Source organism: Nonomuraea sp. NPDC004186 (assembly GCF_053603495.1).
The window spans coordinates 1-19761 of the sequence record NZ_JBSGFQ010000173.1 but is presented as its reverse complement, the minus strand read 5'-3'; the positions used below and the strand labels follow the sequence as shown (position 1 = coordinate 19761).

At 73.7% G+C, this 19761-nt stretch carries 17 protein-coding genes and 1 pseudogene; 10 read left to right on the top strand and 8 right to left on the bottom strand.

Annotated elements, in window-relative coordinates; all coding sequences use genetic code 11:
- Positions 1 to 152 precede the first annotated feature (152 nt).
- Positions 153 to 1790, top strand: a complete 1638-nt coding sequence (locus ACWEPL_RS60360; RefSeq protein ID WP_452442061.1) for a DEAD/DEAH box helicase — start codon at positions 153 to 155, stop codon at positions 1788 to 1790.
- Positions 1787 to 2902 carry an SWIM zinc finger family protein gene (locus ACWEPL_RS60355; protein ID WP_452442060.1) on the top strand — a complete coding sequence of 372 codons (1116 nt, stop codon included), beginning with the start codon at positions 1787 to 1789 and terminating at the stop codon, positions 2900 to 2902. Before ACWEPL_RS60360 ends, ACWEPL_RS60355 begins: the two co-directional genes overlap by 4 nt.
- Before the next feature lie 4 nt (positions 2903 to 2906).
- On the opposite strand, the gene ACWEPL_RS60350 is transcribed toward ACWEPL_RS60355, so the two are convergent.
- From ACWEPL_RS60350 to ACWEPL_RS60340, 3 genes are read right to left on the bottom strand one after another with little or no spacing between them, the layout of a single operon-like run.
- Positions 2907 to 3746, bottom strand: a complete 840-nt coding sequence (locus tag ACWEPL_RS60350; protein ID WP_452442059.1) for an ABC transporter permease — start codon at positions 3744 to 3746, stop codon at positions 2907 to 2909.
- Positions 3743 to 4273 (bottom strand): ATP-binding protein DrrA1-3 family domain-containing protein, encoded by a 531-nt coding sequence (locus ACWEPL_RS60345; RefSeq protein ID WP_452442058.1) that lies wholly within the window; start codon positions 4271 to 4273, stop codon positions 3743 to 3745. The genes ACWEPL_RS60350 and ACWEPL_RS60345 overlap by 4 nt, the downstream gene beginning before the upstream one ends.
- Before the next feature lie 48 nt (positions 4274 to 4321).
- Positions 4322 to 5188: a LysR family transcriptional regulator gene (locus tag ACWEPL_RS60340; protein ID WP_363980500.1), complete on the bottom strand. Its 867-nt coding sequence runs from the start codon at positions 5186 to 5188 to the stop codon at positions 4322 to 4324.
- Positions 5189 to 5258: 70 nt separating this feature from the next.
- Here ACWEPL_RS60340 and ACWEPL_RS60335 point away from each other — a divergent pair, with 70 nt between their 5' ends.
- Entirely contained in the window at positions 5259 to 5945 is a 687-nt protein-coding gene (locus ACWEPL_RS60335) for a CTP synthase C-terminal region-related (seleno)protein (RefSeq protein ID WP_452442057.1), read from the top strand.
- A gap of 3 nt (positions 5946 to 5948) precedes the next feature.
- Here ACWEPL_RS60335 and ACWEPL_RS60330 read toward each other — a convergent pair whose 3' ends face one another.
- Genes ACWEPL_RS60330 through ACWEPL_RS60315 form a run of 4 tightly spaced genes read right to left on the bottom strand, consistent with a single transcriptional unit; the run spans position 5949 to position 12421 of the window.
- The gene (locus ACWEPL_RS60330; protein ID WP_452442056.1) at positions 5949 to 6401 is read right to left on the bottom strand and encodes an SRPBCC family protein; all 453 of its coding nucleotides are present in this window, start codon (positions 6399 to 6401) and stop codon (positions 5949 to 5951) included.
- Complete coding sequence (locus ACWEPL_RS60325) at positions 6395 to 9478, bottom strand: BTAD domain-containing putative transcriptional regulator (RefSeq protein ID WP_452442055.1); 3084 nt, start codon at positions 9476 to 9478, stop codon at positions 6395 to 6397. The genes ACWEPL_RS60330 and ACWEPL_RS60325 overlap by 7 nt, the downstream gene beginning before the upstream one ends.
- Positions 9479 to 9517: 39 nt before the next feature.
- On the bottom strand, positions 9518 to 10849 hold the full coding sequence (locus ACWEPL_RS60320) for a serine hydrolase domain-containing protein (protein WP_363980488.1): 1332 nt from the start codon (positions 10847 to 10849) through the stop codon (positions 9518 to 9520).
- A gap of 18 nt (positions 10850 to 10867) precedes the next feature.
- Positions 10868 to 12421: a hypothetical protein gene (locus ACWEPL_RS60315; RefSeq protein ID WP_452442054.1), complete on the bottom strand. Its 1554-nt coding sequence runs from the start codon at positions 12419 to 12421 to the stop codon at positions 10868 to 10870.
- Positions 12422 to 12711: 290 nt separating this feature from the next.
- On the opposite strand from ACWEPL_RS60315, the gene ACWEPL_RS60310 reads away from it, so the two are divergent.
- The 7 genes from ACWEPL_RS60310 to ACWEPL_RS60280 all read left to right on the top strand — a co-directional run bounded on the left by ACWEPL_RS60310 (position 12712) and on the right by ACWEPL_RS60280 (position 19449).
- Entirely contained in the window at positions 12712 to 13401 is a 690-nt protein-coding gene (locus ACWEPL_RS60310) for a phosphoribosylaminoimidazolesuccinocarboxamide synthase (RefSeq protein WP_363980482.1), read from the top strand.
- Entirely contained in the window at positions 13398 to 14099 is a 702-nt protein-coding gene (locus ACWEPL_RS60305; protein ID WP_350742618.1) for an SDR family oxidoreductase, read from the top strand. Before ACWEPL_RS60310 ends, ACWEPL_RS60305 begins: the two co-directional genes overlap by 4 nt.
- Before the next feature lie 61 nt (positions 14100 to 14160).
- Positions 14161 to 15315, top strand: coding sequence for an NAD(P)-dependent oxidoreductase (locus ACWEPL_RS60300; RefSeq protein ID WP_363980478.1), 1155 nt, complete (start codon positions 14161 to 14163; stop codon positions 15313 to 15315).
- On the top strand, positions 15312 to 16268 hold the full coding sequence (locus ACWEPL_RS60295; RefSeq protein ID WP_363980475.1) for an HD domain-containing protein: 957 nt from the start codon (positions 15312 to 15314) through the stop codon (positions 16266 to 16268). The genes ACWEPL_RS60300 and ACWEPL_RS60295 overlap by 4 nt, the downstream gene beginning before the upstream one ends.
- Positions 16268 to 17470 carry an MFS transporter gene (locus tag ACWEPL_RS60290; protein ID WP_452442053.1) on the top strand — a complete coding sequence of 401 codons (1203 nt, stop codon included), beginning with the start codon at positions 16268 to 16270 and terminating at the stop codon, positions 17468 to 17470. The genes ACWEPL_RS60295 and ACWEPL_RS60290 overlap by 1 nt, the downstream gene beginning before the upstream one ends.
- Entirely contained in the window at positions 17467 to 18264 is a 798-nt protein-coding gene (locus tag ACWEPL_RS60285) for an HAD family hydrolase (protein ID WP_452442052.1), read from the top strand. Before ACWEPL_RS60290 ends, ACWEPL_RS60285 begins: the two co-directional genes overlap by 4 nt.
- A gap of 18 nt (positions 18265 to 18282) precedes the next feature.
- Positions 18283 to 19449 carry an adenosylhomocysteinase gene (locus ACWEPL_RS60280; RefSeq protein ID WP_452442051.1) on the top strand — a complete coding sequence of 389 codons (1167 nt, stop codon included), beginning with the start codon at positions 18283 to 18285 and terminating at the stop codon, positions 19447 to 19449.
- Between the two features lie 238 nt (positions 19450 to 19687).
- On the opposite strand, the pseudogene ACWEPL_RS60275 reads toward ACWEPL_RS60280, so the two are convergent.
- Positions 19688 to 19761: pseudogene (locus ACWEPL_RS60275) on the bottom strand (hypothetical protein); the annotation flags it as partial.

The window sequence follows — 19761 nt, the reverse complement described above, 5'->3', positions numbered from 1 at the left end:
GTGCTCCTGGTCGATCGCGTCGCCGTGGTCGATCTCGAGCAGCGTACGCCGGTCCGCCTGGTCGGCGGGGTTGAGCTTGTCGAGCTCGATCCCGTCTGACCAGCTTCAACTGGCAGCTCGCACTCGGCGGCGAGCGCCTGAGCGCGGCCGAGATGGACCGGCTCGCCGAGGCCCACCGCCCGGTGGTGCGGCTGCGCGACCAGTGGGTCCTCATCGACCCCGACCTGGCCCGCAAGGCTCGCCAGCGCGACCTCAAGCCCCTGACCGGCATCGAGGCGCTGGGCGCGGCCCTGACCGGCGCGGTCGAGGTCGAGGGCGAGCAGGTCGCCGTGGAGCCCACCGCCTGGCTGCGCGAGCTGCGCGAACGCCTGGCCGAACCCGCCGACGCCGGCCCTCCAGAAGGGCTGGCGGCGACACTGCGCGACTACCAGCTGGCCGGGCTGCGCTGGCTGGCCCAGATGACCTCGCTCGGGCTGGGCGGCTGCCTGGCCGACGACATGGGCCTGGGCAAGACGATCACGCTGATCGCCCTGCACCTGCACCGCTCGGGTGCCGACGCCGGCCCCACGCTCGTGGTCTGCCCCGCCTCGCTGCTGGGCAACTGGGAGCGGGAGATCGGCAAGTTCGCGCCGGGCGTGCCGGTGCGCCGCTTCCACGGGGCGCAGCGCACGCTGCCTGACGAGGGGTTCCTGCTGACCACGTACGGCACCATGCGCCTGGACGCGGCCCGCCTGGCCGCGCACCCGTGGGGCCTGGTGGTGGCCGACGAGGCCCAGCATGTCAAGAACCCCGCCTCCGGCACCGCCAAGGCGCTGCGCGAGATCCCGGCCGCGGCGCGCGTCGCGCTGACCGGCACCCCCGTGGAGAACAACCTGTCGGAGCTGTGGGCCATCCTCGACTGGACCACGCCGGGGCTGCTGGGCCCGCTGGGCAGGTTCAGGGCGCGGTGGGCCAAACCGGTCGAGTCCGGCGACGGCGAGGCGGCCGAACGCCTGTCGCGGCTGGTGGGGCCGTTCCTGCTGCGGCGGCGTAAGAGCGATCCCGGCATCGCGCCGGAGCTGCCGCCCAAGACCGAGACCGACCGCCCGGTCGCGCTCACCACCGAGCAGGCCGGCCTGTACGAGGCCGTCGTCCGCGAGAGCATGGCCCAGATCGCCGACGCGAGCGGCATGGCCAGGCGCGGCCTGATCGTCAAGCTGCTGACGGGCCTCAAGCAGATCTGCAACCACCCCGCCCAGTACCTGCACGAGGCCGCGCCGCGCCTGGCCGGCCGCTCGGGCAAGCTGGAGCTGCTGGACGAGCTGGTCGACACCATCGTGGCCGAGGACGGCGCGGTGCTGGTGTTCACCCAGTACGTCACCATGGCCCGCCTGCTGGAACGCCACCTGACCGCCAGGGGCGTGGCCATCCAGCTGCTGCACGGCGGCACCCCGGTCGCCCGCCGCGAGGAGATGGTCGAGCGCTTCCAGGAGGGCCGGGTGCCGGTGTTCCTGCTGTCGCTGAAGGCCGCCGGCACCGGCCTGAACCTCACCCGCGCCGACCACGTCATCCACTACGACCGCTGGTGGAACCCCGCCGTCGAGGACCAGGCCACCGACCGCGCCTACCGCATCGGCCAGACCCGGCCCGTCCAGGTGCACCGGCTGATCGCCGAGGGCACGATCGAGGACCGCATCGCCGAGATGCTCGGCGCCAAACGCGCGCTGGCCGAGGCCGTGCTGTCCTCCGGGGAAGCCGCCCTGACCGAGCTGACCGACGCCGAACTCGCCGCCCTCGTGGAGCTCAGATGACCGCCGCCCGCGGCTTCGCCGCCTTCCCGCCGCAACGCGCCGGAGCCCGTTTCGCCACCTCCTGGTGGGGGCGGGCCTGGGTCAAGGCCATGGAGGACACCTCGCTGGATCAGGGGCTGCTGCGCAAGGGCCGCGCGTACGCCAAGACCGGCCAGGTCGGCCCCATCACCGTCAGCCCCGGCCGCATCGCCGCCGTGACCGAGAGCGAGTACGACACCGTCGTACGCGTCGAGCAGCTCACCGAGGCCGCCTGGGAACGTTTCCTCGACCAGGTGGCCGCCAAGAGCGGGCACATCGCGGCCCTGCTCGACCGCGACATGCCGCACGACCTGGTGGAGGCCGCCGAGGACGCCGCCGTGCCGCTGCTGCCGGCCGTCGGCGATCTGGAGCCGGAGTGCTCCTGCCCGGACTGGGGGCATCCGTGCAAGCACGCCGCCGCCCTGTGCTACCAGGCGTCGTGGCTGCTGGACGCGGACCCGTTCGTGCTGCTGCTGATGCGCGGGCGCGGAGAGCAGGAGCTGCTGGAGGCGCTGCAGGGGCGCGAGGCCCCGAAGAAGCCGGCTGCCGCCGCGGGGGTGCCGGCGGTGGAGGCGTTCGCGGCGGGCGTGGCCGCGCTGCCCGAGCCCCCGCCGTTCGAGGCCGCCTTCGCTCCGCCCGTGCTGGACCCGGCGCCGGGCGTGGACGTGGCCGCCCTGGGGGTGCTCATCGCCTCGGCCGCCTGGCGGGCGCGCGAGGTGCTGCTGCACGGGCGGCTGCCGGAGCTGTCCGAATACCAGGACCGCGTCCGCCTGGCCGCCGAGCACGACCTTGACCTCGGGCTGGAGGCGCCCGTGCAGGCGTGGCGGTACGGCGGCGCGCACGGCCTGGAGGTGCTCGAGCACGCCTGGACGCCGCCCCGCCAGGATCTGGCCAGGTCGCAGGCCCTGCTGGAGGCCGGTTGGGAGGGCGAGCAGCCGCCGCCGCTGGAGGCGTGGCGCAACCGCTGGACCCTCGGCCCCCTGCAACTGCGCTACGGCCGCGACGGCCGCTGGTACCCCTTCACCCGGGTCGAGGAGGAGTGGTGGCCCGCCGGCCCGCCGGAGCGTGACCCGGCGGCGCTGGTCAGCGGGTGAGCCGTCAGGCGCGGCGGCGGTAGGCGGCCACGGCCAGCGGGGCGAAGACGGCCAGGAACAGCGCGCCGGAGGCCAGCGTCCACCACACCGACGCCCCCGCCGGCCCGCCCAGCATCAGCGCCCTGGAGGCGTTCATGGCGTGGTTGACCGGGTTGATGTCCAGCCAGGCCTGCAGCCAGCCCGGCAGGGTGCTCTTCGGGGTGATCATGCTGGTGCCGAACGTCAGCGGGAACAGCACCATGAACGCCATCCCCTGCACCCCGCCGGGTTCGCGCATCAGCACCCCCAGCAGCACGAACGCCCAGCTCACGCAGAAGGCGAAGAACACCGTCAGCAGGCAGGCCGCCAGCACCTCCAGTGGCCCGGTCCGCGCGCGGAACCCCAGCGCGAAGCCGAACCCGAGCAGCACCACCACCGCCACCAGATACCGGATCAGATCGCCGAGCATCGACCCGATGAGCGGGGCCGAGCGCCCGATCGGCAGGCTGCGGAAGCGGTCGAACACCCCCTTCTTGATGTCGGTGTTGAGGCTGACTCCGGTGGCCATCCCGCCGAACAGCACCGTCTGCACCAGGATCGCGGGCAGCAGGAACTGCAGGTAGTCGTGGGTCGAGCCGGCCACGGCGCCGCCCAGCAGGAACACGTAGATCAGCACGAAGATGATCGGCTGCAGGGTGACGTCCAGCAACTGCTCGGGCGTGCGCAGCGTCTTGAGCACGCTGCGGCGGGCCAGGGCGAGGCTGTGGCGGGCCAGCCCGAACGGCCGCCGCTCGGGGCGCGCCGGGGCCGCCGGGCGGGCCGGCTGAGGGGGGAGCGTCTCCTCTCGTACGGCGATGGGGTTCATGCCGCGGCCTCCCGCTCGGTGTGGTGGCCGGTGAGCGTGAAGAACACCTCGTCCAGGCTGGGCAGCCGCAGCGACAGCTCGTTGACGGCGACGCCGGCGGCGGCCAGCCTGGCGACGATCTCGGTGAAGGCGGCGTCGCCGTCCACCGGGACGGTGACGACGTCGCGGCCGGGCGATTCGGCGGGCCGGCCGGCCACGGCGGCGACGATGGCGGCGGCCTCGTCCACCCGGGCGGGGTCGGCGGGGCGCACCAGCACGGTCTGGCCGCCGACGACGCGCTTGAGCTCGGCCGCGGTGCCGTGCGCGATCACCTTGCCGTGGTCGACGACCGAGATGGCGTCGGCCAGCGCGTCGGCCTCCTCCAGGTACTGGGTGGTGAGCAGGACGGTGACGCCGTCGGCGACCAGGCGGCGGACGATGGCCCACACGTCTTCGCGCTTGGCCGGGTCCAGGCCGGTGGTGGGCTCGTCGAGGAAGATCACGTCGGGCCGGCCGACGAGGCCGGCGGCCAGTTCGAAGGCGTTCATGTGAACCATCCTCGAAGGCGCCGCTGTCAGCGCGCGCACAGATCGCTGTCAGCCGGACAGGACTGCGGCCAGGTCGGCCGCCGGGCCCGGGGGCAGGGCGCCGTGCAGCAGCTCGACGCGGTGCACCAGCCGGGGCGCGGCCAGCGGTACCCCGCGCGCGGCGCCGGACAGGGCGGAGGCGGGCAGCAGGGTCAGGCCGTGGTCGGCGGCGACCAGGTTGAGCACGGTGTGCACGTTGTCCCCGTGATAGTCCAGCCCCACCGGGAACCCGTCGCCCACCAGGTCGCGCAGCCGGGCCAGCGGGCACAGCGGGGTCTGCAGCCAGCGCGCGTCCACCAGGTCGGCCAGCGCCAGCGCCGCCCGCCCGGCCAGGGGATGACCGGCGGGCAGGGCCACGACCAGTTCCTCCTCGCTCACCCCTACGGCCGTCATCGGCCCGGCGTCCAGCAGGCGCAGCGGGTCGGACGGGGCGGCCAGCCCGTCGGCCAGGCCCAGGTCGGCCCGCCCTTCGGCGACCATCGCGACGGCCTGGTCGCGCCCGCAGGCGTGCAGGCTCACCTCCAGTCGCGGGTTCCCGGCACGCGCCCGCGCCAGCCGGGCGGCCACGACGGGGTTGACGGCCAGCGGGGTGGCGGCCAGCCGCAGCCGGTGCCCGGGCCGGGCGGCGGCGCGCAGCACGTCGGCGCGGGCCGCGCGGTGGCGCAGCAGCAGCGGCCCGGCGTGCTCCAGCAGCCGCCGGCCGGCCTCGGTGGGCTCGACCGGGCGGCGCAGCAGCAGCGGCAGGCCGAGGTCGGCCTCCAGCGCGGCGATCTGCTGGGAGACGGCCGACTGGGTGTAGCCGAGCTCGGCGGCGGCCGCGGAGAACGAGCCGTGCCGGGCGACGGTCACGAACGTGGTCAGCAAATGAGGATCCATCAGTGTTGCTTATAGCAGGTCCACAAATCATCGTTGGCGCTTAACCAGGGGTGGCCCTCAGGATGAGGGCATGAAAATCGCCCTTGTGGGGGATCGGTCCCCCAGTGTTCGCTCGCATGCCCGGATCCCGCTGGTCGTCGAGGCGCTGCGGGAGCGGGACGGCATCGCGCTCGACCCGTACTGGATCGCCACCACCGACGTGTCCGGCCTGGAGCGCTTCGACGGCATCTGGATCGTGCCCGGCAGCCCGTACCGGGACGAGGAGGGCGCCGTGGAGGCGGCGCGCGTCGCCCGCGAGCATCGGATCCCGCTCCTGGGCACCTGCGCGGGGTTCCAGCACATGCTGCTGGAGTACGCGCGGCACGTGTGCGGGCTGGACGTGGCGCACGCCGAGAACGAGCCGGACGCGCGGGAGTTCCTGCTGACGCCGCTGGCGTGCTCGCTGGCCGGGCACGAGGGGCGGGTGCGGATCTCGCCCGGGACGCTGATGGAGCAGATCATGGGTGAGTCCGTCACGATGGAGTCCTACGTCTGCTCCTACGGGCTCAACGAGACCTACACCCGGACGCTGGCCGAGCACGGGCTGGTGTTCTCAGGGCACGCCGACGACGGGGCGGTGCGGGCGGCCGAGCTGCCCGGTCACCCGTTCTTCCTGGGCACGCTGTTCCAGCCGGAGCTGTCGGGGGACGGGCGGCGCGCGCACCCGGTGATCTCCGCCTTCGCCGCCGCGGTGGCCCGCCAGGCGGTTCACACCTGACCTTCACGGGTTCAGGCGCGGTGCCTGGGGTCCCGGGGCCAGCAGGGCGGACAGATTGTGCAGCGAGTGGCGCAGGAGGGCGACGCCGACGGGGCGGGCGAGCGGCCACAGGGCCCGGCCCAGCGGCCCGAACGGCACCTGCAGCCGCTCGGCCCAGATCACGCGGCTGCCGCCGTCCTGGGGCCGGATCCGGATGGCGCCCTGGCCGCGGACGAACCGGCCGGTATGGGTGACCAGCACCAGGAACGGGGGCTGCCAGGTCGTGATCGTCATGGTGTCCAGGAATCCGAACGGCCGCACTCCGGTGTAGGCCTCGACCGCGTGCTCGCCGACCTGGCGGGCGTCGGTCATGAACATCCACTCCCGGTGCCGCGGCCAGTCGGTGATCAGCGCGAACACCTGCTCCGGCGGCGCCGGGACGTGCACGGCGGCGCCCGCGTAGACGTACCTCACCATGGACCTCCGGCGGCCAGCTCAACGGCACGGGCGCGGTCGAGGGCGCGGCCGCGGGCGAAGGCCGCGGCGAAAGCCTCCTCGCCGAGGTCGTCGCGCAGGCGCGCCGCCACGCGGGCCACGTCGGGGTTGGCGGCATCGGGCGCGCCGCGCAGCTGTTCGGCGGCGCCCAGCGCGGTGGCGCCCGGCAGCAGGTCCCCGCGCGCCGCGCGCAGCTCGGCCACGGCCACCGCGACCCGCGCCAGGACCGGCATGTCGGCCGCCGCCGTGACCAGCTCGGCCGCCCGCTCCGCGTGGCGGGCCGCCGCCTGGTGGTCGTGCGTGGCCACCGCCAGGTGGGCCTGCCCGACCAGCAGCAGCGCCCGGAACTGCGGCGCGATCGCCCTCCCGTCCTCCATCGCGTGCCCGGCCGCCGCGTAGTAGCGCTCGGCGGCCCGCAGGTCTCCCTCCTGGCGGGCCAGGTGGCCCAGCTCGACCTGCGCGAACGCGACGTTGCGGGCGGGCGTCTCCCGGCCCTCCGGCGCGTCGATCAGCCCTCGCAGCACGGCCCTGGCTCGACCCACATCCCCTTGGCGCACCAGGATGGAGGCCTGCCAGACCCGCTGGTGGGCGACGTCGGCCTCGGGGTTGAGCTCGAGCAGCAGCCGTACGGCCTCGTCCATCGCCTCCAGCCCCTGGCCGAAGTCCCCGAACACGGCATGCGTCTCGGCCAGCGACGTCAGCGCCATCGACAACCCCCACCGTTCGCCGGCCTGCCGCAGTTCGGCGCAGCCGGCCAGCAGGTCGGCCCGCGAGCCGGCCATGTCGCCGCCGTTCTCCTTCAGCGCGGCCCTGGTCACGTAGAGCATGCCGCGCGTCCACGGGTCGGGGTGCGCCAGCCGCTGCTCGATCACGGCGAAGCCGAGCTCGGCGTCGTCGGTGAACAGCGCCAGCGCCGGCTGCAGCATCGCCAGCACCGGATGTCCGGCCTCCTCCCCGTCCTGGAGGCTCGCGGCCCGGCGCAGCTCGCGCGCGGCCGAGGCGACCATGGTGTGGCCGCCGTCAAGGCTGGCGTTGATGATGTAGACGGCGCTGGCGATCAGCCGCTCCCGCGTGGGCGTCCCACCGGGTACGTCCAGCGCCCGCCTGATCCAGCCGGCCGACTCGGCGCGGGTGCCGCGGATGGTCCAGAAGATGCCCATGGCGGCGGCCAGGCGGATCGCGGTGGCGCCGTCGGCGCTGTCGACGGCGTGGTGCAGCGCGGCCAGGATGTTGTCGTGGTCGGCCAGCAGGCGGGCGATCCAGGCGAGCTGGTCACGGCCGCGAAGCCGCGGCTCGGCGTGTTCGGCCAGGTCGCGGAAGTAGGCGGCGTGCCGGGCGCGGACGGCGGCGATGCGGCCGTCGGCGGCCAGGCGTTCGAGCCCGTACTCCCTGATGGTCTCGAGCATGCGGTAGCGGCCGTCGTCGGCGGGCTGGACGAGGGATTTGTCCACCAGAGCGGCGACGAGGTCGAGGCTGCCGCCGACGTGCTCGGCCGCGGCCAGGTCGAACCCGCCGGCGAAGACCGCCAGCCGCTCGGCCAGCCGGCGCTCGGGGCCGTTGAGCAGGTCCCAGCTCCAGGCGACGACCGCGCGCAGCGTCTGGTGGCGGGGCAGCGCCGTACGGCTGCCGCCGGTCAGCAGCAGGAAGCGGTCGTCGAGCCGGGCGGCCAGCTGCCGGGGCGTCAGGGTGCGCAGCCGGGCGGCGGCCAGCTCGATCGCCAGCGGCAGCCCGTCGAGGCGACGGCAGATCTCGGCGGCCACGGCGGGTTCGATGCTCAGGCCGGGATTGCCGGCGGCGGCGCGTTCGGCCAGCAGCCGCACGGCCGGTTCGGGCGGCAGGGGCGGCACGGGGCTGAGGGTCTCGCCGAGGATGCCCAGGGGTTCGCGGCTGGTGGTCAGGACGCGCAGTGCGGGGCAGCGGCCCAGCAGCTCCTCGGCCAGGTGGGCGGCTGCCTCGACGAGGTGCTCGCAGTTGTCCAGCACCAGCAGCACCTGCCCGGCCGACAGGGCTTCGACCAGGGCGGCGGTGGTGTCGACCGGACGGATGGGGTGGCCGATCACCGAATGGTTGCCCAGGGCGGCCAGCACGGCCTGGGGCAGGTCGCCAGGGTCGGTGACGGGGGCCAGCTCGACCAGCCAGACGGTGCCGCACTCGCCCAGGAGCTCGGCGGCGACGGTGGTGGCCAGCCGCGTCTTGCCCGCGCCGCCGGGGCCCACCAGGGTGACCAGCCGGCCGGCGCGCAGCTGCCGGCGGACGCGGGCCAGCTCGGCGTCGCGGCCGACGAAGCTGGTCAGCGGGGCGCGCAGGTTGGTCCGCGGCGGGCGGGGCGGCTCGGAGCGCAGCACGGCCAGGTGGATCTCGCGCAGCTCGGCGCCGGGGTCGGTGCCGAGCTGGTCGGCCAGGTGGCGGCGGCACTCCTCGTAGGCGGCCAGCGCCTCGGCCCGCCGGCCGTCGGCGTGCAGCGCTTGGACGCGCAGGGCGTGCAGGCGCTCGCGCAGGGGGTGGCGGGCGGCCAGCTCGCCGAGCTCGCTCGCCAGAGCCGCCAGCCCTCCTGGCGGTTCTCGCGGTTCCGGCCGGGTGAGCAGGGCCAGCTCGGCCTCCGCGCGGTCCTCGACGGCCGTCAGGCGGGCCTCCTCCAGGCGCGTGGCGTACCCCAGCGCGAACGGGGCCGCCGCCACCTCGCCCAGCGCGGCCCCCCGCCACAGGCGCAGGGCCTGCTCCAGCAGCTCGGCCCTGACCGCCGGGTCGCCGTGCTGCCTGGCCCGGGCGGTGAGCCGATCGAACTCGCCCGCGTCGGTGTCGGCCTCCAGCCGGTAGCCGCCCGGCACCGACACCAGCACGCCCGCCTCCGGCAGCGCACGGCGCAGGCGGGAGACCAGCGACTGCAGGGCGTTGCCGGGCTCGGCGGGCGGCTCCTCGGGCCACAGGTCGGCGGCCAGCTCCTCGACGGTGACGGCGCGGCCGGCCGCCAGCGCCAGGCGCACCAGCAGCCGGCGCAGCCGGGCGCCCCCGACCGCGGCGGACTCGACCTCCAGCGGCCCCAGGATCGCCACGCGCACACGACCATGCTGCCACCTCCGCGGCCGCGTGCCCGTCCCTCAGGCGTGCCAGTCGCCGGGCCCGCCCGGCACCGGCGCCTGCGGGTCGTACGGGGTGCGGGTGAAGATGAACGTGTTGAGGTCGAGGTGGTCGGCGGCCACCCGCAGCGTCTCCCCGGCGTAGTAGCCGTCCAGCCCCAGCCACGTCCCGTCGGCCTGCGGCACGAACCGCGAGGCCCGCCCGCCGCCCCCGACCGGCTCCAGCGACAGCGCGCGCTCGGGCAGCAGCCGCAGCGTGTACGGCTTGGGCCCCCAATGCCAGAGCCCCGTCAGCGCCAGCAGCCCGGGATCGGCGGCGACCGGCTGCCACTCGTCCGGCAGGCGCGGCTCGTACTCCTCCAGGATGTCCAGCAGGTCGGTCAGCAGCGAGCCGTTCATCCCCGAGGTGGTGTTGGCCATGAACAGCACCCCCACCCCGTCGGCCGGGTCGGCCCACACCGTGGCCAGGAACCCCGGCATCGACCCGGAGTGCCCCGCCAGCCGCCGCCCGCCGGGGCGCGACAGCTGCAGGCCCAGCCCGAACCCGACGGTCCAGGAGTCCCCGTCGTCCACCCCGACCGGCTCGCGCATCTCGGCCAGCGTGTCGCCGCACAGCACCCCCGCGGTGTCGCCGCCCAGGAACGCGGCCCATCGCGCCAGGTCGTGCGGCGTGGACCACAGCTGCCCGGCCGGCCCCATCGCCTCGGCGTCGTGTTCCGGCTCGGCCAGCACCACGTCGGCGTACGGGTGGACGGCGTATCCCGTGGCGTGCGGGATGCGCGGCCGGGCGGTGGTGTCGTTCATGCCGAGCGGGTCGAGCACCTCCGACTGCAGCGCCTTGAGCCAGGTGGTGCCGCGCAGCCTGCCCACCAGCTCGCCCAGCAGGGCGAAGCCGACGTTGGAGTAGTGGAAGCGCCGCCCGGGCCGGTGCTTGAGCTCGTCGGGCCCGAGGCGCTCCAGCAGCTCGGCGACGGGGACGCCGGGGGTGCGCTCCCACCAGGCGGTGGGCGGCTCGGCGGTCAGGCCGGCGGTGTGCGACAGCAGCTGGGCGATGGTCAGGTGGCCCAGCGGGGTGCCCGGCAGGTGCGCCTCCAGCGGGTCGGACAGCCGCAGCGCGCCCTCGTCGCGCAGCCGCATGACCACGACGGCGACCATGCTCTTGGTGATCGACCCGATCCGGTACTGGGTGGCCTGGGTCGGCGGCGCGCCGTCCACCCGGCCGCGCCCGCCGAACCACGCCGGCCTCCCGTCCCGCACGATCGCCGCCGCCAGCGACGGCACTCTGCATTCGGCCTGTTCGACGGCCAGTCTGCGCAGCAGAGCGCGCGCCGTCGCCTGTCCCACCTGGCTCATGAGCGACAAGATTAGCCGCTAGATGAGCACCAGCTGCGGGCCTATCAGCTCACCTTGGTGCGGCTGCGGGTGGGCCTGGTCGTGGTAGTAGTGCCCGGCGTACCAGACCACGACGTTGGTGCCGTCGAGGCTCTCGCCGTTGAGGAAGCGGTTGAGCGCGGCGCGGTCGCGCGGGCCGGGGTTGCCGTCGTCGAGCTCGCGGGGGTGGTGGCGCAGGAACCACAGGTCGGACACGCCGTAGGCGTCGGCGGTGCCGTCGAACTCGCCGGGGTGGATCTGGTAGCCGCGGCCCGAGGACTTGTCGCGCACCTGCCAGTACAGGGCGGGGTGGAGGCGTTTGCGGGAGGTCTCGCGGATGATCGGCACGGGTTCGGGGATGATCGAGCCGGTGTCGTCGATCTGCTCGACCACGTCGTTGCCCGAGCCCTCGATGTCGAAGTCGAGCCGCCAGTAGGCGTGGTGGCGGTGCACCATGCACGTCATCGGGTTGGCGGTGGCGGCGAACCCGAAGCGGGGGCTGATGTCGCCGTTGTCGGCCAGGCGCCAGTCGCTGGCGTAGCGGTACCAGCCGGCGGCCAGCTCGCTGACGATCCGCAGCTGCTCGCCGTCGTGGTGGAAGGCCACGCCCTGGAAGTTGCCGGCGTCGGTCGAGGGGCGTTCCAGGATGGTACGGGGCGGGCTGTCGCACAACCGCCACCCCCAGCCGACCGGATCCGTGCCGACCGCGTTGAAGCGGGTCTCGAAGCTCGCGTCGTCGCGGAAGGTCGTGCCCTCCTCGTACTCGACGTTCAGGACGGGCACGTGGGCCTGCCGGAGCACGAGTCGGCCGCGGTAGCGCACGTCGCGCAGCTCGACGCCGCCGCCGACGCCGGGGTTCTGCGGGGCCGAGGCGCGCGGGCGCACCACCAGCAGGTTCCACAGCTCGGTGGAGCCGCGGTGCACGCGTACCCGTACCTGGTCGGGGCCGCCGCGGTCGGTCAGCGCGTCGACGCCCTCGGGAACGCTGTGCTCGCAGTCGTGGTGCATGCGCACGTTGATCCCGGACGGCGTCCAGTCGACGGCGCGGTTGACCAGGTCGACGGCGACGACGCGGTGGCGCAGCCCGGTGGGCTCGCCGGGGGTGTAGACGCCGAGGGTGGGGCGGCGCACGGTGGTGCCGTCGGGGTTCTCCAGGTCGGCCAGCGGCGGCATGGGCCGGTAGACGACCACGTCCTCGCCGGCCGGGAAGCCCGGGTCGGCGCGCAGGATATCGGCGGCGGCCGACAGCTCCTCGCGGCTGGGCTGCGGCCGGTAGGCGCTGGGGCGCAGCTCGGCGCGTTCGGGCCGGTCGAGGGTGCCGCGCAGCTCGACGGCGCGGTTGCCGACCGGGTCGAACACGGTGGCCTGGAACGGGGCGTTCTCCCCGGGGTCGTGGCCGAGGCCGGGCGCGAAGGCCACGGTGAGCCGCTCGGGGTCGGCGACCTCGAGCGCGGCCAGCGCGTCCGGGTGCTCGGCGACCGCCTGGCGCAGCCGCTGCGCGGTCAGGCCCGTGCGGGGAACCGCTTCGATCGTGACGCGTACATCGTCGCTCATGGGCTGTCTCCTCGGCACGGCTGGTCGGCAAGGGCCGCTGGTGCGTTATCGGGCCGAGACGCCGCGACGTTAGCCCGCCGCGGCGATCCTGAGGCTCATGCGGCCCTACCGCTTAAAGCGGATATCGACGCGTATTTCGCTTGTCCGTTGAGGCGAAGGCGGGCGACAATAAAAATAGCCTGATCTGTGAATATCTCCGGAAAGGGCCGAAGATTTCCCGGCTGAATTGTGCTTGACATCGCCAGTCAGAAGAATGACCATGCTGTTCTGTGACCCCTCCAAAGAATGGCATGACCGGGCCGCCTGCCGTCGAAGGTCGCAGCAAACGGATCTGGCGGCGCGACGACGGCACCTGCATGGTCGAACTGATCCCCAGCCTGCGCAGCCACACCTTCGACCGCGACGAGCTCGTGCCGGCGACCGCGCGCCTGCGCCTCGACTTCTACGAGCGTGCGGCCCGCGCGCTGCACGCCTCCGGCATCCGCACGGTGTTCAGGGAGCGGCTCGGCGAGACCACCTATCTCGCCGACTACGTGCCGGCTCCGCCCTTCGAGGTCATCGTCAAAAACCGGTCCGTCGGATCGACCGTCCGCAAGTATCCCGGTCTCTTCCCCGAAGGCCATGTCTTCCATCCTCCGGTGGTGAAGTTCGACTTCCGGATCGATCCCGAGGATCAGCCCATCGGCGAAGACTATCTGTGGGCCTACGGAGTGGATGTCGAGGAGTTCCGCCGCATTGCCCGAGAATGCAATGACTGCCTCCGCAAGTGGCTGGAGCCGCTCGAACTCTGGGATTTCTGCCTGATCATCGGCCCGAGGTCCGAAGGCGATCTCATCATCAACTCCGAAATATCGCCCGACTGCATGCGGCTGCGCGATCGCCAGGGCAACTCTCTGGACAAGGACCTGTTCCGGCAGGGGGCCGGCCACGAGCACATCGTCTCCGTCTGGTCCGAGCTGGTCGGCAGGCTCCCGGCATGACGGAGGCGCACCGCCCGGTCGCCATCGTGACCGGGGCGAACCGGGGCACCGGCCTGGCCATCGCCGCGGAGCTCCACGCGGGCGGCTGGGACGTATGGGGGCTCAACCGCACCTCGGCGGGGCGGTCCTGGCTTCCCGAAGCCCGGTGCGACCTGGAGTCGGCCGATGCGGTGACAGCCGCCGTCGAGACGGTCGCGCGCCGGCGGGGGCGGATCGACGCGCTCGTCGTCAACGCGGTGGCGCGGTCACTGGGCAGGATCGGCACGCTCAGCCTGCCCGACTGGCGGGCCGCGTTCGACGTCAACATCGTCTCCGTGCTGCCGCTGCTCCAGGCGGCCCTGCCGTACCTGCGCCCGCGCAAGGGCAGCATCGTCCTGATGGGCAGCCACGCCGGGAGCCGCTACTTCGAGGGCGGCGGGGCCTACTGCGCCAGCAAGGCGGCCCTGAAGGCGCTGGCCGAGGTGCTTCTGCTGGAAGAGCGACCGAACGGGGTCCGCACCACGCTGATCAATCCCGGCGCGATCGCCAACGAGATCGGTGACGACTCACCGTTCAAGCTGTCGACGTCCTCTGTCGCCCAAGCCGTGCGGTGGGTTGTCGAAGCACCCGCCGACACCGCGATCGGCGAGATCGAACTGCGCCCGGCGCACCTGCCCGCCATGGCCGTGACCGGCCTGAACCGGCTCCAGGCGGTCTGAAGCCGCCCGCCCGGCGTCGAGCCGCGCCGCAATCTCTCCATCTCTCCGAGGGGGACCTCCCATGACATCGATTCTCGAGCGCCAGCCCCTGCCCTCACGCGCCGGGCACGCGTCGCGTGCCTGCGACCTGCCCGTGCTGCGCAGCGCCCAGGCCGACTGGCCGATGCCGCCCGCCCGCACGATCCTGATCGCGCACCTGCTCGACACCGCGGTGCCGTACGTGCGGTCGCTGAGCCGATCCACCGAGCTCGCCCAGATCGTGCCGGTGCCCTACAGCGCCCAGCCGGAGGCGCTGTCGCTGCTGGGAGACCTTCCGGTGAGCATGCCGGCCTCGATCGAGGAGGTCGGGCCCATGGCGGTCGCCGCCGCCCAGCGGGCCGCGCGGCAGGGCGGGCCGCCCGTGATGATCCAGGAGGTCGGCGGATACTGCGCCGGGGCGGTGCGGGACCTGGCCGGGGTGCCGGGCTTTCGCGGCATCGTGGAGGACACCAAGCAAGGACAGTGGCAGTACGAGCGCGCCGCGCCGCTTCCCCTGCCGGTGTTCACCATCGCCGACAGCCCGCTGAAGGCCCTCGAGGACGTCCAGGTCGGGCGGTCCGTGGCCTACAGCGTCGAACGCCTCCTGCGGCTGCGCTTCTACCGGCTCCTCAGCGAACGCCGCGTCCTCGTGCTCGGCTACGGCGGGATAGGAACGGCCCTGGCCGAGCACCTGCGACGCACCGGAGTCCAGGTCGCCGTCTACGATCCCGACGACATCCGGATGTCCGCCGCCCTGGTGCACGGATTCCGCGTGGGCCCGCGCCAGGACCTGCTCTCCTGGGCCGAGGTGATCATCGGCGTCTCCGGCCACCGTGCCCTCACCACGGCCGACGTGCCGCACCTGCGCGACGGCGTCGTGCTGGCCAGCGGAAGCTCCAAGCAGGTGGAGTTCGACGTCAAGGGCCTGCGCCGCGCAGCGTCGACGTCGGCCGAGGTCGACGAGGTGCTCGAACTGCGGGTGGCCGACCGCACCGTCTATCTGCTCAACGACGGCAAGCCCGTGAACTTCATGGAGCACAGCATCCTCGGATCGGTCCTTGACCTGGTCTACACCGAGCTGTATTTGTGCACGCGTGAGCTGGCTCGGCAGACCTGGGCGCCGGGGCTGCACCGCCTCGACCCGGGGCTGCAGCAGGAGCTGGCGCAGCGCTGGCGTGAGGAGTACGGACAGCGGTGAATGCGATTCTCGAGAAGGTGCGGGCCCGGGTGGTCGTCGACTTCGCGACCGCCGATTCGGCCCACGACATCGGCCACGTCGACCGGGTCGCCGCCCTGGCGGGGGAGATCGCGGTCCGGACGGGCGCCGACCCGTGCATCGCGCAGGTGGCGGCGTACGTTCATGATTATCACCGGGTGGAGGAGGCCCGGCAGAACCGGCGGCCCATCCGGCCCGAGGATGCCTGCGCGGCCGTGCTGGACGTGCTGGAGGGGTGCGGAGTGCCGCAGGACTGGCATCCGCCGATCCTGCGCGCGGTCGAGCTGACGGGCCGCTACCGCTTCGCCGAGGAGGAGCTCGACGACGGGTGCGCGATCGCCGCGGCGGTGCACGACGCCGACAACCTCGACGCGATGGGGGCCATCGGCATCGGCCGGGCCTTCGCCTACGGCGGGCTGCTCGGCGAGCCGCTGTGGGACCCGGCGACCGCTCTCAAGGAGGTTTACGAGGAGGGTGAGACCTCGTCGGTGCTGGCCCATCTCTACGAGAAGCTGATCCGGCTGGAGCAGGACATGCTCACGGAGCCCGCGCGCCGGATGGCGGCCGACCGGGCGCTGCTGCTGCACCGGTTCGCCGCCGGGTTCCGAGCCGAGTGGGACAGGGGGCAGGCCGCCGGCTCGCGGGTCCGGTGGGATCCGCGTACCCGCTTCCTGTCGGTGGAGGAGCCCCGCGGTGACGCCGAGGAGCCGGTCGTCCGGGTCGGCTTCCGCGGGCCGGTCTCGCTGACCTTCGACGAGCAGGGGCAGCCGACGGCGGTCCACCTGCTGGACGTGCCGGACCTGCTGGCCACCGACGGGCGGATCGTCCTGTCCCAGGGCCGGCCGCACCACCGCATCGAGGGGATCGGGGACATCGAGCTGCAACTGCGCAAGAACCGACCGGTGGCGCTCCATCTGCACCTGCGGGGCGAGTGATGGGCTATTTCAGCCTGCTCCAGGCCCCGTACGTGACCCGGCTGCTGCTGGGGACCCTGGTCGGGAGGCTGCCCAGCGCGATGGCGGCGCTGGCGATCCCGCTGGTCCTGCGGCAGGCGGGCGCGAGCTACGACTTCGTCGGCCTGGCCGCCGGAGCGTTCGCCATCGCCGCCGCCGGCGGCGGTCCGGTGCTCGGCCGGCTGGTGGACCGGGTCGGCCAGGTCCGGGTCCTGGTGCCGGCCGCCGTCGCGGCCGGCGCGGGCCTGATCGCGATCGCGATGGCTCCCTCCGAGCCGGTGGCCGTGGTCGCGGGCGCCCTTCTGGCGGGGGCGGCGACCCCGCCGCTGGAGCCCTGCCTCCGGGTGCTGTGGCCTGATCTCGTTCCGCCCGCCCGGCTGGAGTCGGCCTACGCCATGGACTCGGCCTCCCAGGAGCTGGTCTTCGTCGGCGGTCCTCTGGTCGTGGCCGGCTGCGTGGCGGCCGGGTCCGCGGCGGGCGCCCTGTGGGTGGGGGCGCTGCTGGGCCTGCTGGGCGTGTTCGTGGTCGCCACCGCGCCGCCGACGCGCGACTGGAAGGCGCCGGTCCGCTCGCCCGACTGGCTCGGGCCGCTGCGCAGCCGCGGTCTGACCGTGCTGCTGGTGAGCCTGACCGGGGTCGGCGCCGCCATCGGTGGCCTCAACGTCCTGGTGGTCTTCTACACCGAGCACCGTTACGTGGTGGGCGGGGCGGCCACTCTGCTGGCGTTGAACGCCTTCGGCGCCCTGGTCGGGGGTCTCGGCTACGGCGCCGTGCGCTGGTCGTCCTCGCCGCCGCGGCGGACGCTGCTGCTGACGGTCGGGCTGGCCGCCGCGTACGCGTTGCTGTGCCTGGTGCCGTCCCCGCCGTACATGGCCGGCCTCATGATCCTCACCGGGCTCTTCCTCGCGCCCGTGCTGACGGCCGCGTTCGTCCTGGTCGGGAAGCTCGCGCCGGCCGGTACGGTCACCGAGGCCTTCGCCTGGCTGGTCACGCTGATGACGACGGGGATCGCCCTGGGATCGACCGCGGCGGGCCTCGTCCTGGAACACGCCACGGAGTCCTGGGCCGCGTCCGTCGGGGTGCTGGGCGTGGCCGTGGGCGTCGTCGTGCTGGCGGCCGGGCAGCGGTGCCTCGCGGTCGGGAGCGCCGACACCGCCGACGACCCCGCGGGCGCCGCCGTATGACGCGGATCCAGCTGGTCTGCACGGATCTGGACGGGGTGCTGCTCACCAGCGCCGGTGGCCTCAGCCACGACACCAGGAACGCGCTGGCCGACGCCCGCGCCGCCGGCCTCCAGGTCATGGTCGCCACCGGGCGGCCCACCCGGGACGCTCTGGACTGGGCCCTGGAGGCCGGCCTCCGGGGCCTGCTCGCCTGCAGCAACGGCGCGGTGATCTGGGACACCCGCACCGAGCGGGTGCTGTTCGACCACTGCTTCACCGCCGACCAGCTCAGGCAGGTCTTCGTCTGGGCCGAACGGTCGGTGCGAGGCGGTGTCCTGGGGCTCGACACCGAGCACGAGCTGGTGCTGCAACCCGGCTTCGCCGACCTGGTGCCCGACTGCTGGCCCCACACCGTCTCGGCCGACCTCATCGGCCGCGCCACTCGCGGCAACCGCGCGGTCAAGGTGCTCCTGGCCCACCCCGAGCTGTCGGCGCCCCAACTCGCCGACGCGTTCGCCGGCGAGGCGGTCACCGGGCTGCGGGCCACCTTCTCGACCGCGCACTTCCTGGAGATCTCGCCGGAGCACGCGAACAAGGGCGAGGCCCTGCGATGGGCGGCCGCGCACCGGCGCATCCCCCTCACGGCCACGGCCGCCGTCGGGGACATGCCCAACGACCTTCCCATGCTCCGCGAGGCCGGCCTGCCCGCGGCCGTCGCCAACGCGCACCCCGAGGTCAAGGCGGCCGCCCGTATCCTGCTGCCCAGCAACGACGACGACGGCGTGGCCTCGCTGATCCACGCCATCCTGCGCTGACCGCTTCTGGAGACGCCGATGCCGCAGCTGGAATGGGTGCTCGGCAGCTGCCGGCTGCTGGCCGAGACCGCTGAGGAGTTCGCCCGTACTCGTCCGTTCGCCGGCCTGACGATCGGTGCGGCCATCCATCTGGAACCCAAGACCGCCACCCTCCTCCTCGCGCTACGGCGGGGCGGAGCGACGATCGTGGCCACCGGCAACCTGATGACCACCCAGCAGGAGACGGTGGCCGTGCTGCGGGGTCGGGGGGTGAACGTCATCGGCGAGCGCACCGGCGATCCGGAGGTTCACGCCGCCCACCTGCGCGACGTGCTCGCCTGCCGGCCGGACCTGATCCTCGACAACGGCGGGGAGCTGTTCGCCCGGTTCCTGGAGGCCCCGTACGACTCGCTTGTGGGCGGGACCGAGGAGACCACCTCAGGGCGGGCGAGGCTGCTGCCGCTGCGCGAGCGGATCGCGCGGCCGCTACTGGTCATCAACGACAGCCCGATCAAGCAGTTCGCCGAGAACGAGCACGCGGTGGGCCAGAGCGTGCTCGAGTCGTTCATGCGCATCACCAACCGGGCCACGAACGGGCTCCGGGTCACCGTCATCGGCTACGGAGCCTGCGGACGCGGCGTCGCCGGCAACTTCGGCCGGGCGCGCGCCCGCGTTTCCGTGCTCGACACGGATCCGGTGCGGCGGCTCAACGCGCTGCTCGACGGTTTCGCGGTGCCGGAGCGGGAGCAGGCGATCTCGTCCTCCGACCTCGTCGTGACCGTCACCGGGGCCGCGCGCGTCCTCACCGGGGCCGATCTCCGCCTGCTGGCCGACGGGACGATCCTGGCGAACGCCGGTCACGTCCCGTGGGAGATCGACCTGGCCGACCTCCTGGGGCAGCCCGACGTGGTCGGCACCGTCGAGCCGACCGAAGGCGTCACGAGCCTGATCCTCGGCGACGGCAGACGCGTTCACGTGCTCACCGGCGGGCACATGGTGAACCTCTCCGGGCCGCGCCCGCTGGGCAACTCGGTGGAATCGATGGATCTCGGGTTCACCCTCCAGGCCCGCTGCCTGGAGGCCATCGCGCGCGGGCTCGTGCCGGCCGGGCAGTGCGTCGTCCCTGTGCCCCCTGAGATCGACGCCAAGGTGGCGCACGCCTACGTAGCCCTCGCCAACCGGGCCCTCGCCAACCGGGCGACATGACGCGTTTCAGCGGTGCGCAGGTTCGGCTCTTCGTGCTCGCCCAGGCCACGCCGAGTCCGCTCCAGAGCCGGGAGGCCCGTACGGCGCCGTCGGAGTAGCCGATCACGTCGGCGGCGAGGAGCTCTTCGAGTGCGGTCATGTCGCCGGAGCGGGCGGCGGCGACGAAGGCGGTGAGGAGTCGGCGTTGTTCGGCTTGGGTGACGGGGGTGCGGCGGGCGATGAGGACGCGTTTGCGGGCTCTGCTGACGAGCTGGCGTACGGCGGGTTCGTTGAGTTCGAGGATGTCGGCGATCTGCCGGTAGGGGTAGTCGA

Excerpts from the sequence above, each read along its gene's own strand:
- ACWEPL_RS60350 (WP_452442059.1), bottom strand. The coding sequence starts at position 3,746 with ATGAACCCCATCGCCGTACGAGAGGAGACGCTCCCCCCTCAGCCGGCC.
- ACWEPL_RS60330 (WP_452442056.1), bottom strand. The coding sequence starts at position 6,401 with ATGGTGAGGTACGTCTACGCGGGCGCCGCCGTGCACGTCCCGGCGCCG.
- ACWEPL_RS60310 (WP_363980482.1), top strand. The coding sequence starts at position 12,712 with ATGACCGGGCCGCCTGCCGTCGAAGGTCGCAGCAAACGGATCTGGCGG.
- ACWEPL_RS60315 (WP_452442054.1), bottom strand. The coding sequence starts at position 12,421 with ATGAGCGACGATGTACGCGTCACGATCGAAGCGGTTCCCCGCACGGGC.
- ACWEPL_RS60340 (WP_363980500.1), bottom strand. The coding sequence starts at position 5,188 with ATGGATCCTCATTTGCTGACCACGTTCGTGACCGTCGCCCGGCACGGC.
- ACWEPL_RS60360 (WP_452442061.1), top strand. The coding sequence starts at position 153 with ATGGACCGGCTCGCCGAGGCCCACCGCCCGGTGGTGCGGCTGCGCGAC.
- ACWEPL_RS60290 (WP_452442053.1), top strand. The coding sequence starts at position 16,268 with ATGGGCTATTTCAGCCTGCTCCAGGCCCCGTACGTGACCCGGCTGCTG.
- ACWEPL_RS60305 (WP_350742618.1), top strand. The coding sequence starts at position 13,398 with ATGACGGAGGCGCACCGCCCGGTCGCCATCGTGACCGGGGCGAACCGG.
- ACWEPL_RS60300 (WP_363980478.1), top strand. The coding sequence starts at position 14,161 with ATGACATCGATTCTCGAGCGCCAGCCCCTGCCCTCACGCGCCGGGCAC.
- ACWEPL_RS60320 (WP_363980488.1), bottom strand. The coding sequence starts at position 10,849 with ATGAGCCAGGTGGGACAGGCGACGGCGCGCGCTCTGCTGCGCAGACTG.
- ACWEPL_RS60280 (WP_452442051.1), top strand. The coding sequence starts at position 18,283 with ATGCCGCAGCTGGAATGGGTGCTCGGCAGCTGCCGGCTGCTGGCCGAG.
- ACWEPL_RS60285 (WP_452442052.1), top strand. The coding sequence starts at position 17,467 with ATGACGCGGATCCAGCTGGTCTGCACGGATCTGGACGGGGTGCTGCTC.
- ACWEPL_RS60345 (WP_452442058.1), bottom strand. The coding sequence starts at position 4,273 with ATGAACGCCTTCGAACTGGCCGCCGGCCTCGTCGGCCGGCCCGACGTG.
- ACWEPL_RS60355 (WP_452442060.1), top strand. The coding sequence starts at position 1,787 with ATGACCGCCGCCCGCGGCTTCGCCGCCTTCCCGCCGCAACGCGCCGGA.
- ACWEPL_RS60335 (WP_452442057.1), top strand. The coding sequence starts at position 5,259 with ATGAAAATCGCCCTTGTGGGGGATCGGTCCCCCAGTGTTCGCTCGCAT.